Raw genomic sequence first — 13,024 nt, 5'->3', positions numbered from 1 at the left:
GCCCCACCACCACCCCGCCCATCCCCCGAACGGCGCAGCCCGCCCCGCTCCCTCCGCCACCCACGCTCCCGGCCCGATCCCGCCCCCGCCAAGGCGATCGACGTGGCCGGAACAGGTCGCGCCGAGCTGCGCGCCCGGCCCGGCTCGAAGATCAAGTTAGGCTCACCTGTGTGAGCACCTGTGCGACCAGGTCACGGGAGTTGGCCGAGCCCCTAGCCGGCACCGCCGCCACCGCCCGGACCTGGCTACTGATCGAACAGAGCGGCCCCTGGGGCGCCAAGGCCGTCACCGCGAGCCATCTCGACCCGGCCGTCGGGCGCGCCCTGGAGCAGGCGGCCGACGGCACCGGCGTACGCGTCGCCCTCATCCGGCGCCCCGGCCGGCACGCCGACTGCCATCTGCCGACCCGACAACGCGTGATCGTCGCCCACACCCTGCCCGGCCGGTCCTGGATGCGCACCGCCCAGGTCACCGAAGCTGCGGCGCTCCTCGCCCTGGACTTCGCCGCCCTCGGCGCCGGTGACGTCCACACCCTGGACACTCGCCCCGCCCCCACCCCTCCCGACACCGCTGCACCCCTCCCCCACTGGGAGCCGTACGCGGGCGAACCCCTCGCCCTGGTGTGCACCAACGGCAAGCGGGATCGTTGCTGCGCCCTGCTCGGCCGACCGCTCGCCGCCGAACTGGCCGCCAGCGGCGCCGACGTCTGGGAGATCACCCACATCGGCGGCCACCGCTTCTCCCCCACCCTGCTGGTGCTGCCGTACGGGTACGCGTACGGCAGGGCCACCGCGCACTCCGTCAAGGAAGTCCTGGCCGGCGCGCGGCGCGGGCGGATCGTCACCGACGGCGCGCGCGGGCGCTCCGCCTGGGACCGCCCCGGGCAGGCCGCCGACCTCGCCGTACGCCGTCACATCGACGAGCAGCACGCCGATGCGCTCACGGTCACCGGCCTCGCCCACCGGCCGCTGCCTGCGGAGTTCGCCGCCGCCCAGCCGGCAGCTACCGGCTGGACCGCCACCGTCCAGCACACCGACGGGCGCGGTTGGCAGGTCACCCTCGCCCAACTGCCCGCCGAACTCCCCCGCCCGGAGAGTTGCGGCGCGGCCCCGGGCACCCCGGCCCGCTTCGACGTGCTCGCCATCGACCCGCTGGCCACCTGAGGCCGGAGGCCAGGTGAGAACCGCGGACGCCGGCCGCCCGGCCCGGGCCACCGCGGTGCGTGCCCGCCACGCGCGACCCGCCGTCCCCGCCGGCGGGCTCCCCCTTGGACCGTCCCCACCACGGCCCGCCCCGACCGCCAGGGCAACCCCTTCGCCCCTCTTGTCCGCGTTCCCCACCCGGCGCTGACCAGCAAAAACGTTCCGCTCTCTGTTGCGCGCCTTTTGCTCAGGCTAGAACGGACACCCAAAACCCCACCGCGCGCGGCGCCGACGCCCGCGCCCCCGTACGTTCATCCCCATGAGTGGATCGGAAGGGGCGGTTCCGCCGGTACGAGCCAGGGCTGGCCACGGTGGCGACGGGGGACGGAACGGAGGCGGACGGATGCGGATCGGGTGGCCCCGGCGCGTCTTCTCACAGGTGCTCCTGGTGCAGTTGACCATCACCACCGGGGTCACGGCCCTGGCCACCGGGCTGTTCCTGGCGCCCCTCAGCTCCCAACTCGACGACCAGGCCATGCACCGGGCGCTGGCCATCGCCCAGACCACCGCCGCCCGGCCGGAACTCGACGACCAACTCCGCACCTCCCGGCCCACCCCCGACGGCCCGATCCAGGCCCAGGCCGAACAGATCCGACGCTCGACCGGAGCCGAGTACGTCGTGGTCATGGACCGGAACGGGGTCCGCTGGTCCCACACCTCGCCGGAACAGATAGGCCGACGCGTCTCCACCGACCCGAGCGAGGTCCTGGCCGGGCGCGAACTGATGGAGATCGACCGCGGCACCCTCGGCCGCTCCGCCCGCGGCAAGGTCCCGCTGCGCGACGAGAACGGCGCCATCGTCGGCGCCGTCTCCGTCGGCATCGCGTACGAGAACGTACGGGACCGACTGCTTTCCGCCGTCCCAGGACTCCTGGCGTACGCCGGCGGCGCCCTCGCCGTGGGCGCGATAGCCGCCTACCTGGTGGCCCGCAGACTTCAACGGCGCACCCATGACCTGGCGTTCTCCGATATCTCCGCGCTACTGGTGGAGCGCGAGGCGATGCTGCACAGCATCCGGGAAGGCGTACTCGCTCTCGATGAGCGAGGCCGAATCCGACTCATCAACGACGAGGCGCAGCGCCTGCTCGACCTCGACCCGACCGACACCGGGCGCCCGCTGCACGAGGTCCTCCCCCAGGGCCGGACCGCCGACGTCCTCGCGGGCCACGTCACCGGCGCCGACCTGCTCACCGTCAGCAACGGGCGGGTGCTCGTGGCCAACCGGATGCCGACCGACGACGGCGGTGCGGTCGCCACCCTGCGCGACCGCACCGAGTTGGAGCGGCTCGGCCGCGAACTCGACGGCACCCGCGGCCTGATCGACGCCCTCCGCGCCCAGGACCACGAACACGCCAACCGCCTGCACACCCTCCTCGGCCTGCTCGAACTCGAACTGTACGAGGAGGCCGTGGAGTTCATCACCGAAGCCGTCGGCGTCCACCGGGCCACCGCCGAACAGGTCACCGAGCGCGTGCACGACGCGCTGCTCGCCTCGCTCCTGGTCGGCAAGGCCACCGTCGCCGCCGAACGCGGCGTCTCGCTCCGCGTCTCCCCGCACACCTGGCTCCCCAACCGGGTGATCGACCCGCCCGGCCTGGTCACCATCGTCGGCAACCTGGTCGACAACGCACTGGACGCCGCGCCCGGTGCGCCCGACCCGGCCGTGGAGATCGAGTTGTACGCGGAGGGCTGCACGCTGCTGGTCCGGGTCACCGACACCGGCCCCGGCATCCCCGTCGACCAGCGCGAACTGATCTTCAACGAGGGCTGGACCACCAAGGCGCCACCGGCCCACGGCAAGCGCGGCATCGGCCTCGCCCTCGTCCGTCGGCTCGCCGAACGCCAGGGCGGCAGCGCCCGGGTCTCGGGCCCCGACACCGGCGGCGCCGAGTTCACCATCGTCCTGCCGGACGCACTCACCGAGGAGCCCCGATGATCGACGTACTGGTCGTGGACGACGACGTCCGGGTGGCCGAGATCAACGCCGCGTACGTGGCGAAGGTCCCCGGCTTCGCCGTCGTCGGTCGCGCGCACACCGCAGCCGAGGCCCTGGCCCACGTCGAGCGCACCACCGTGGACCTGGTGCTCCTCGACCACTACCTACCGGACGAGACCGGCCTCTCCCTCGTCGCCCGGCTGCGCCAGCGCGGCCACCACACCGACGTGATCATGGTGACGGCAGCGCGTGACGTCGCCACCGTGCAGGCCGCGATGCGCCACGGTGCCCTCCAGTACCTCGTGAAGCCCTTCGCCTTCGCCGGCCTGCGCACCAAACTGGAGGCGTACGCCGCCGTCCGCCGGGCCCTGGCCAGCGGCGAAGAGGCCGGTCAGGACCAGGTCGACCGCATATTCAGCGCCCTCGGCGGCACCCCGGCCGACCCCGCGGCCCTACCCAAGGGCCACTCCCCGCTCACCGCGGACCTCGTACGCCAGGTCCTGCGCGCCGCCGAGGGACCGCTCTCGGCCCAGGAGGTCGCCGACCGCTCCCGACTCAGCCGCCAGACCGCCCAGCGCTACCTCAAGTTGCTGGAGCGCGCCGGCCGGGTCCGGCTGAGCCTGCGCTACGGCGAAACCGGCCGCCCCGAACACCGCTACGCCTGGCGCGCCCCCTGACTCAACCGGAAGGGGCGCCCCGAACCCGCCCCCACGCACAGCCCGCAACCCGACTCCCGAGCACCCCGGCCGCGGGCCGGGTCGCGTGCCCTCCACGCCGAGGCCCGGAAGGCTGCGCTCCGTCACGACAACGGCACGCACGGCGCCTGCTGCCCCGCCCACAGCCCGGGACCGGGGCGCGACCCTTCGGGAGCCGCCGCGCGCCGCAGTGCCTCAGCGGGGCGCCTAGGGGGCTGCACGCCCCCTTCGCCGCAACCTCCTAGGCGTCGATGCGCGACCGGTCCAGCGTCGCGGCGGAGCTGGTGATGAATTCCTTGCGCGGCGCCACCTCGTTGCCCATGAGGAGGTCGAAGGCCCGCTCGGCCGCCTCCAGGTCGCTGATGTTGATCCGGCGCAGGGTCCGGTGGCGCGGGTCCATCGTCGTCTCGGCCAACTGGTCGGCGTCCATCTCACCGAGGCCCTTGTACCGCTGGATGCTGTCCTTGAAGCGGATCTTCTTCCGCTCCAGCTCCAGCAGCGTCTGGCGCAGCTCGTCGTCCGAGTACGTGTACAGGTACTTGTCCTGGCCCTTCTTGGGCTGGATCAGCTCCACCCGGTGCAACGGGGGCACGGCGGAGAACACCCGCCCCTGCTCCACCATGGGGCGCATGTAGCGCTGGAAGAGCGTGAGCAGCAGACAGCGGATGTGCGCCCCGTCCACATCGGCGTCGGCCAGGAAGATCACCTTGCCGTAGCGCGCCTGGTCGATGTCGAAGGTACGCCCCGACCCCGCCCCTATGACCTGGATGATCGCGCCGCATTCGGCGTTCTTGAGCATGTCCGTGATGGAGGACTTCTGCACGTTGAGGATCTTGCCGCGAATGGGCAGCAGGGCCTGGAACTCGGAGTTCCGGGCCAGCTTGGCCGTACCGAGCGCCGAGTCGCCCTCCACGATGAAGAGCTCACTGCGATCCACCGCGTCACTGCGGCAGTCCGCGAGCTTGGCCGGGAGCGAGGAGGACTCAAGGGCCGTCTTGCGGCGCTGCGCGTCCTTGTGCTGCCGGGCCGCGATCCGGGTGCGCGCCGCGGCGACAACCTTGTCCATCACGGCCCGGGCCTGCTGCTTGACGTCCCGCTTGGGCGAGGCGAGAAACGCCTTCAGCTCCTTGGCCACCACGTTGGCCACCACCCGGGAGGCCGCCGAGGTGCCGAGGACCTCCTTGGTCTGCCCCTCGAACTGGGGCTCGGCGAGCCGCACCGTGACGACCGCGGTGAGCCCCTCCATCGCATCGTCCTTGACCACGTCGTCCTCGGAGACGCGCAGCACCTTGGCCGAGCGCAGCGCCTCGTTGATGGTCTTGGTGATCGAACGCTCGAAGCCCGAGACGTGGGTGCCGCCCTTGGGCGTGGCGATGATGTTGACGAAGGACTTGACGGTGGTGTCGTAGCTGGTGCCCCACCGCATCGCGATGTCGACCCCGAGCTCCCGGGTGACCTCGGTCGGCGTCATGTGTCCCCGCTCGTCGAGCACGGGCACGGTCTCCTTGAAGCTGCCCTGCCCGGACAGCCGGAGGGTGTCGCAGACCGCCTTGTCCTGCGCGAGGTACTCGCAGAACTCGCTGATCCCGCCGTCGTACCGGAAGGTCTCCTCGACCGGCTTGTCCTCCTCCACCCCGCGCTCGTCCCGGACGATCAACGTCAGCCCGGGGACCAGGAAGGCCGTCTGCCGGGCCCTGGCGTGCAGGGTGTCGAGCGAGAGCTTGGCGTCCTTGAGGAAGATCTGCCGGTCCGCCCAGTACCGCACCCGGGTGCCGGTCCGGGTCTTGGGTACGCGCTTGCCCTTGAGCAGCCCGTTCGCCGGGTCGAACGGCGCCTCGGGACCGGATTCGGTGAAGATCCCGGGCACCCCACGGCGGAAGCTGATGGCGTGCGTGGCCCCGCTGCGGTCCACCTCGACGTCCAGCCGCGCCGACAGCGCGTTCACCACGGAGGCGCCCACACCGTGCAGACCGCCGGAGGCCGCGTACGAGCCGCCGCCGAACTTGCCGCCCGCGTGCAGCTTGGTCATCACGACCTCGACGCCCGAAAGCCCGGTCTTGGGCTCCACGTCCACGGGGATGCCGCGCCCGTTGTCCCTGACCTCGACCGAGCCGTCCTCGTGCAGGATCACCTCGATCTGGTCGCAGTAACCGCCCAGCGCCTCGTCCACCGAGTTGTCGATGATCTCCCAGAGGCAGTGCATCAGGCCGCGGCTGTCCGTGGAGCCGATGTACATGCCGGGGCGCTTACGGACCGCTTCCAACCCCTCCAGGACGAGCAGGTGCCGCGCGGTGTAGTTGGATCCGCCTCGATCTGCTCCGGTCAGCAGCGCAGTGGACGGCACAGACATCTCGGCGGTCACGCGGTTCGCTCCTCGCTGAATTTCAAGCTGGCCCTCGGCCGGGCTCATGGGTGGGCTAGTCGCCGTCAGAAGCGTACAGAGGCCTGGTAGAGCCTTTGTGCAGCCACCCGTGAGTACGTCCATGCTAAACGAGAGTCGCTCGTACGTTCGATCCCTCAATAGGGTGACGCGTACATCACGTTCCCAAGGAGGCATGAACCATTTAGGCTCCGGGCACGTCCTGATGAACAACCCGGCAACCCAGCCGGCGGGACAAGACCGACAAGCGACGTGAAACCGTAAGCCACCGAAATACGGCTCATTCGCCGCCAACCGTCACCATCCAGCCGACTCGGAAAAAAGTTTCGAGCGAAAGCCACGAACGGGAACGTTTTCGGCCTGGTTGGATGTTGACCCTGGTACGACAGCTCGTCGAGCTAGAGAAGAGGCGACGTGACTACTGTTCTGACCCCCGCGAGCCCGCTGACGGCCGCTGACCGCTGCGATCGTTGCGGCGCCCAGGCATATCTGCGCGTCGTGCTGACAAGCGGTGGCGAACTGCTCTTCTGCGCCCACCACGGGCGCAAGTTTGAGCCAGAACTCAAGAAGATCGCCGCGGAAATACAGGACGAGACCGAGCGGCTGACCGCTGCACCGGCGTCCGCGTCCCCCGAGGAACGCTGACACATCGCACCCACGACGAGCGAGGACCGGCCAAGCCGGCGCGGGCGGTCACCCCACACAGCGTGGGGCGACCGCCCTCCTCGTCTCCTCACCGGAGCGAGCGACCTCAGCCGTGGCGCTCCACCAGCGGCGCCACCGCTGAAATCCGCGTGTAGACCCCCGGGCTCCCCGGCTGGGCACAACCGCTGCCCCAGGAGACCAGCCCGACCAGGCGCCCCCGCGCCACCAGCGGCCCTCCGCTGTCCCCCTGACAGGCGTCCCGCCCACCACCTGGCTCCCCCGCACACACCATGGAGCGCGCCAGGTAGGTGCCCTCGTTGGTGCCCGGGTACGCCTCCTCGCAGCGCTGGTCGTCGAGCATCTTCACCTCGGACGCCATGAGCTTCGTTGCGTAGTTCCCCATGCCCGTGGTGTCTCCCCACCCGTAGACGGTGGCGTTCGTACCCGGCCGATAGGCGGCGTCCCCACTGCGCGCCATCGCAATGACCCGATCCGCCGGCTGCTCGCGCGCCAGGGTCAGGACGGCGACGTCACCCGCGTTCGTCGCCGGGTCGTAGTCCGGATTGACCCACAGCCGGCGCAGCGGGACCTCCTCGCCGCCCTCGCCCTGGAGATCGGGGCGCCCCACGATCGCCCGCAGGTCACCGACCGCCCCTCGGTCCACCCCGAGCACCTCGCGCCCCATGCAGTGCGCGGCCGTGAGCACCGTGGTCCGGGAGACGAGGACCCCACCACAGAACTGGCCGGCGCGCGCATCGCCGAACCGGTCCCGGCTCCCGAGCGCCACCACCCAGGGGGCTTCCGTCGCCTGCGCCGGTTGGCCACCGATCACCACGCCTTCCGCAGCCGCCGGCCCCACCAGAGCCGGCACGGCCACAAGCGCCGCGAGTAACGAGGTGGACAGCGAAGAGAGCAGGGTACGCATACAGGCCTCCTGACCTAACGCAGTGAGCTGTGCGCTCAGCGTCACCCATACGGGCGCGCCCCGCATCCGGACAGCGCACGGGCCGGGACCCCACAGGGAGGTCCCGGCCCGTAAAAGCGCAGCGTATGGCCGCCGATCAGTCCAGGTAGTCGCGGAGCACCTGGGAGCGAGACGGGTGACGCAGCTTGGACATGGTCTTCGACTCGATCTGGCGGATGCGCTCACGCGTCACGCCGTAGACCTTGCCGATCTCGTCCAGCGTCTTCGGCTGGCCGTCCGTGAGGCCGAAGCGCATGGACACCACGCCGGCCTCACGCTCGCTGAGCGTGTCGAGCACGGAGTGCAACTGCTCCTGCAACAGCGTGAAGCTGACCGCGTCGGCGGGCACGACCGCCTCGGAGTCCTCGATCAGGTCGCCGAACTCGCTGTCGCCGTCCTCGCCGAGCGGGGTGTGCAGCGAAATCGGCTCCCGGCCGTACTTCTGGACCTCGATGACCTTCTCGGGGGTCATGTCGAGTTCCTTGGCCAGCTCCTCCGGGGTGGGCTCGCGGCCCAGGTCCTGGAGCATCTGGCGCTGGACACGGGCGAGCTTGTTGATGACCTCGACCATGTGCACGGGGATGCGGATCGTACGGGCCTGGTCGGCCATGGCACGCGTGATGGCCTGCCGAATCCACCAGGTCGCGTACGTGGAGAACTTGTAGCCCTTGGTGTAGTCGAACTTCTCGACCGCACGGATCAGACCGAGGTTGCCTTCCTGGATCAGGTCGAGGAAGAGCATGCCGCGGCCGGTGTAGCGCTTGGCCAGCGACACCACCAGCCGGAGGTTGGCCTCCAGGAGGTGGTTCTTGGCGCGGCGGCCGTCCTCCGCGATGATCTCCAGCTCGCGCTTGAGCTTGGGCGCGAGCTTGTCGGAGTTGGCCAGCTTGTCCTCGGCGAACAGGCCCGCCTCGATGCGCTTGGCGAGCTCGACCTCCTGCTCGGCGTTGAGGAGGGGGACCTTGCCGATCTGCTTCAGGTAGTCCTTGACGGGGTCGGCGGTCGCACCCGCCGCAGCGACCTGCTGCGCCGGCGCGTCGTCCTCGTCGTCGTCCGAGAGGACGAAGCCCTGGTTCTCGGGCTCGCCTTCACCGGCCTCGGCCTTGCCGCCGGGCGCCTGCGGCTCCTCGATCGGCTCGTCGCCGTCGAGAAGCTCGTCGGCGTCCTTCTTGGACGCGGTCTTCTTCGCAGCGGTCTTCTTGGCGGTGGTCTTCTTCGCCACCGCCTTCTTGGCAGTGGTCTTCTTCGCGGCGGCCTTCTTGGCGGGCGACTCGCCCTCTGCGCCCGCGCGGTCCTCGGCCGAGGCCGTCGAAGCGGTGGCCGCGGTGGTGGTCTTCTTGGCCGCCACCGTCTTGGCCGCGACGGTCTTGGTGGCGGTGCGCTTGGCTGGGCTCTTCGCTGCGACGCTGCTCTTGCGGGTGCGCTTGGGTGCCTCTGCGGCACTGACCATCAGCGTCACCCCCTCCTCGTCGAGGACCTGGTTGAGGCTGCGCAGAACGTTCTTCCACTGGGTTGGCGGAATCTGGTCAGCCTCGAAGGCCCGACGCACATCGTCGCCGGCGATCTGCCCCTCAGCCTTTCCCCGCTCGATGAGCGCCATGACAGACTCGGACTCGGCGATCTCCGACGGGAGCGTACGGGATGTGCTGGCCGACACGAACAACCTCTCGGAACGATGGAAACGGCTTCCGACTCCCGTCCCACGGACCGGAGCCGACGACCGACGGCAGGATGAACCGACGGCGCGGATGGAGACACAGAGGACAACAGCGTCGCGAACGACATCCGTATTCCGTCCTCGGCTGCCACCTCTTTAGTCATCGCGCTGCCTCAAAGAGCGTTACGCCCAATCATCGTGGCCCGAGTCACACCCCAAAGCGGCACTAAACCCGCACTAAGCGAACGAAAGCCGCCGCGTCGCCGAACCTCCGCCTCCCTCCGGACCGGCCGGAGGGGATTCGGCGACGCTGCCACACCTGGACGACGGCGGTCAGCGCTCGCCCCGCCAGGGAATGCGGTCAGTGTTCACGCGGCGCGGGCACCACACGGTCGACCTCGGGGTGGACCGTGAGCAGTTGGACCATCGCGGCCTCCGCACCGGCGCCGTCGCCGGAGCTCACCGCGTCCACGATCCGGCGGTGCTGACCGACGCTCGCCTCGGTGGGACGGTCACAGCCGGTGACCGGCCCGCCGGAGACCTGGAGCGCCGAGGCGACGATCCCCGCCAGGTGCTCCAGCATGCGGTTGCCCGCGACCTGGAGCAGTACGGCGTGGAACTCGGCGTCGGCCCGCGAGAAGGTCAGCGCATCGCCCTGACCGAGCGCATGGCTCATGATCTCGACGACCTCGGCGAGCCGCTCCTTACCGTCCTCGCGGCCACTGCCCGCCGCGAGCCGGGCGGCCAGTGGCTCGATGGTCCAGCGGAGCTGGCACAGCTCCCGCCGCTGGTCGTCGCGTTGCGGCCCGAAGGCGCGCCATTCGATGATGTCCGGGTCGAGCAGGTTCCAGTCGCTCACCGGGCGGACCCGCGTGCCGACGTTGGGTCGCGCGCTGACCAGGCCCTTGGCCTCCAGCACGCGCAGTGACTCACGTACGACGGTGCGGGAGACCTCGAAGCGCTGGCCGATCTCTTCGGGGACCAGCGGGCGGTCGGCCCCGAGATCGCCCGAGACGATCATCTGTCCCAACTGTTGGACGAGTTGGCCGTGGAGGCCACGGCCGCGACTACCGGCCGAGCGCCTGCCCACTCGGCCCATCTCGGTGTCCGTGTCCCAGGCGGGGAGGGCAGCGCGTCCGGCACCAGGGGTCTCGGCGTAGGGATAGCGGTCAAGCTCGCCCGAACCTGCGAGGCCGGATTCGGCGGGGCGAGCCGCGGTCGTGGTGGTGTGCGCAAGGGTACTCACGCATCCTTTGTCGGCGGCCTTTCGGGGGCCCTTAGGGTCTTTGGTGAAAAGCACACGAAAGGGTGATCGACTACGACCACCCAATTGACGCCGAATCGGACAGAAGTGAACGCGCTGCGAGGGGTTGTGCACAGTCACGCGGTCAGGACCGCGTCCTCGTAGTTCCTGGTCGGAACCCCCTCGCAACGAGCGGCCACCCGTGCGCTCATTTGGCACGCTGCCAGCGCACCGCACGCCCGGGGCGCGGTCGCCCGCGAAGTGCCGTGAGCACATAAGCGCACAACAGTACGGAGATCGAGAGCGCCATCACCTGGCCGATGGGCTCGCTGGCCAACCGGCCCACCAGCGCCGTCCCGCGGTCAGGGACGGACGGCCACTCGGCCAGCGTCGCCTCGCGCACCCGCGCCGACATGCCCTCCAGCGATCGCGCCGAGGGCTCGTCGACGGTGCGCCGTAGGAGGGTCAGCGCGGTGAGCGGCACGGCGAGTGCCGCCACGAAGCCCCACGTCGTGGAGCGCAGTACGGCGGCCGACAGCAGCCCCACCCAGGCGCAGCCGATCACCAGCAGGCACCAACCGGCCAGCAGGGGCGGCCAGTCCACCGGGGGACGGGCAGCGTCCGCGCCGTAGCAGAGCCACAGCACGGCGCCGTTGGCGAACACCGCAGCCAGCGCGAGTAGCGCCGCGGCCACCGACCAGACCAGCAACTTCGCGGCGAGCAGGGCGAGCCGCCGCGGCACGGCGCCCTGCGTCGGGGCCAGCGCCGGGTACCGGTACTCCTGCCCGAAGGCGAGCGCGCCGAGCAGCCCGGCCCCGACGGCCACCGGCGGCAACGGCAGCGGCCCGGGCCAGCTCGTGTACGTGCGGGCGGAGGCCACGTCCCCCAGTCGCGCCAGGAGCGCGCCGGTGATGACGGAGGCGGCGAACGTGGCGACCAGCACGTACCAGACGGTGCTCACTCCGGCGGCGCGGCGCAGTTCGTACCGCATGGGCCAGGCCGGGCCGGGCGGGGGGAAACGCGGCAGTGCCAGTGCGCGGGAGGCGGGGGCCGTACTCGGCTCGGGCACCGGTTCGTCGTCCGGGATGGGCCAGGGCGTGGCGTCCGCGGGGCCGACCGTCGCCCCGATGTCGTCGAGGCCGGCCCACCAGCCGCGTCCGGACACCGCCCGATCGCTCGGCTGCACCGCTCGCGCCGCGAGGGCCGGCGCACCCGCCGCCTCGCCGTCGTAAGCCCCGGCCGGCGCGCCGAGGCCGTCGACGCACGGGCCGCCCGCCTGCGCCAGCCGCAGGGTCCGCCCTGACTGCGGGGCCGCAACCGCACGCAGCCCGGAGTCCTGTGCGGACCAGTCCGCCCCCGTCGAGGGCGGCGTCGGCATCGGTGCCGGCCAGCCGTCCTCGTCGGTGAGCCGATGCACCAGGATGCCGTGGCGGTACGCGATCTCTCCGACGGTGGCGCAGCTACTGCCGTACACCGAGATGCGACTGCCCCCCTCGCGCACCACCTCGACCCGCTCCCCCGCCACGGCCCCCTCCCGCGCCAACACGGCACCCAGCCGGTCGGCGAACGGAGACCGGACGACGACCCGGGGCCGCAGTCGCGTACGGGCGAAATCGGCAACGTTCTGATCGGCTACCAGTCGCCCCCTCTCCATACTGATCACCCGGTCGGCGACCCGGTCCAGACCCTTGGGCTCGCTGGCCGAGACGAGGACGGCACCGCCTTGGGCCGCATAGCCCCGCAGCAGGCCGTACAGCCAGGCGGCCTCGCGCGGCGAAAGCTCCCGCGCGGGCTCGTCGAGCACCAGGGCATAGGGGTCGCCCAGGAGGGCTGCGGCGAGTCCGAGCCTGCGGTCCATGCCGCGCGAGTAGTCCCCGAGTCGCTGCTCGGCGAGACCGCTCAGGCCCACGAGCTCCAGCACCTCGTCCGCCCGCCGCACCGGCACCCCGGCCGCGGCGCTCAGCATCCTGAGGTGGCCCCGGCCCGTCCGCGCGGGGTGCCCGGGAACGTCGCCGAGCACGACGCCCACCTCGCGGGAGGGGTGTGGTACGGCGTGGAGCGGACGCCCACGGAAGAGGGCGAGGCCACGCCCCGACTCCAGTTGCAGCAACAGACGCAACGCGGTGCTCTTGCCCGCACCCTCGTCACCGAAGAGAACGGTGACGAGGCCGGGGCGCACCTCGAAGGTGAGGTCATCGACGGCGGGCGGCTGGTTGCGGCGGGGGGCGCTGGTCAGCCCGATGGCCTGGATCATGGCTTCACTCGCGAGGCATGAGACCGCACTGCGGCAGGTGGGAGAGGG

The 13,024-nt window shown here is 71.2% G+C and carries 9 protein-coding genes; 4 read left to right on the top strand and 5 right to left on the bottom strand.

The window, feature by feature from the left end:
* The first annotated feature begins 170 nt into the window (after nucleotides 1–170).
* The 3 genes from ACMA1D_RS23895 (at nucleotide 171) to ACMA1D_RS23885 (ending at nucleotide 3,815) form a co-directional block, all read left to right on the top strand.
* Nucleotides 171–1,163, top strand: a complete 993-nt coding sequence (locus ACMA1D_RS23895; RefSeq protein ID WP_414726062.1) for a sucrase ferredoxin — start codon at nucleotides 171–173, stop codon at nucleotides 1,161–1,163.
* Between the two features lie 382 nt (nucleotides 1,164–1,545).
* Entirely contained in the window at nucleotides 1,546–3,138 is a 1,593-nt protein-coding gene (locus ACMA1D_RS23890; protein WP_414726061.1) for an ATP-binding protein, read from the top strand.
* Nucleotides 3,135–3,815 carry a response regulator gene (locus ACMA1D_RS23885; protein WP_414726060.1) on the top strand — a complete coding sequence of 227 codons (681 nt, stop codon included), beginning with the start codon at nucleotides 3,135–3,137 and terminating at the stop codon, nucleotides 3,813–3,815. Before ACMA1D_RS23890 ends, ACMA1D_RS23885 begins: the two co-directional genes overlap by 4 nt.
* 259 nt (nucleotides 3,816–4,074) lie before the next feature.
* Here ACMA1D_RS23885 and ACMA1D_RS23880 read toward each other — a convergent pair whose 3' ends face one another.
* A complete protein-coding gene (locus ACMA1D_RS23880; protein ID WP_414726059.1) occupies nucleotides 4,075–6,195 on the bottom strand; it encodes a DNA gyrase/topoisomerase IV subunit B in 2,121 nt (706 codons plus the stop codon).
* A 432-nt stretch (nucleotides 6,196–6,627) separates the two neighbouring features.
* On the opposite strand from ACMA1D_RS23880, the gene ACMA1D_RS23875 reads away from it, so the two are divergent.
* The gene (locus ACMA1D_RS23875) at nucleotides 6,628–6,858 is read left to right on the top strand and encodes a hypothetical protein (RefSeq protein WP_414726058.1); all 231 of its coding nucleotides are present in this window, start codon (nucleotides 6,628–6,630) and stop codon (nucleotides 6,856–6,858) included.
* Between the two features lie 106 nt (nucleotides 6,859–6,964).
* Here ACMA1D_RS23875 and ACMA1D_RS23870 read toward each other — a convergent pair whose 3' ends face one another.
* From ACMA1D_RS23870 to ACMA1D_RS23855, 4 genes are all read right to left on the bottom strand, one after another.
* Nucleotides 6,965–7,783 (bottom strand): serine protease, encoded by an 819-nt coding sequence (locus ACMA1D_RS23870; protein WP_414726057.1) that lies wholly within the window; start codon nucleotides 7,781–7,783, stop codon nucleotides 6,965–6,967.
* Nucleotides 7,784–7,919: 136 nt separating this feature from the next.
* Entirely contained in the window at nucleotides 7,920–9,479 is a 1,560-nt protein-coding gene (locus tag ACMA1D_RS23865) for an RNA polymerase sigma factor (RefSeq protein WP_414726056.1), read from the bottom strand.
* A 361-nt stretch (nucleotides 9,480–9,840) separates the two neighbouring features.
* The gene (locus tag ACMA1D_RS23860) at nucleotides 9,841–10,779 is read right to left on the bottom strand and encodes a FadR/GntR family transcriptional regulator (RefSeq protein WP_414726055.1); all 939 of its coding nucleotides are present in this window, start codon (nucleotides 10,777–10,779) and stop codon (nucleotides 9,841–9,843) included.
* Nucleotides 10,780–10,930: 151 nt separating this feature from the next.
* Entirely contained in the window at nucleotides 10,931–12,976 is a 2,046-nt protein-coding gene (locus tag ACMA1D_RS23855) for an ATP-binding cassette domain-containing protein (RefSeq protein WP_414726054.1), read from the bottom strand.
* Between the last annotated feature and the right edge of the window lie 48 nt (nucleotides 12,977–13,024).

It is taken from the genome of Streptomyces sp. 796.1 (genome assembly GCF_047525675.1).
Lineage (GTDB): Bacteria > Actinomycetota > Actinomycetes > Streptomycetales > Streptomycetaceae > Streptomyces.
This window is presented reverse-complemented; position numbering and strand designations above follow the sequence as displayed.

What these genes read in the sequence shown, in the direction of transcription:
- ACMA1D_RS23855 (WP_414726054.1), bottom strand. Translation starts at nt 12,976, where the DNA reads ATGATCCAGGCCATCGGGCTGACCAGCGCCCCCCGCCGCAACCAGCCG.
- ACMA1D_RS23870 (WP_414726057.1), bottom strand. Translation starts at nt 7,783, where the DNA reads ATGCGTACCCTGCTCTCTTCGCTGTCCACCTCGTTACTCGCGGCGCTT.
- ACMA1D_RS23885 (WP_414726060.1), top strand. Translation starts at nt 3,135, where the DNA reads ATGATCGACGTACTGGTCGTGGACGACGACGTCCGGGTGGCCGAGATC.
- ACMA1D_RS23890 (WP_414726061.1), top strand. Translation starts at nt 1,546, where the DNA reads ATGCGGATCGGGTGGCCCCGGCGCGTCTTCTCACAGGTGCTCCTGGTG.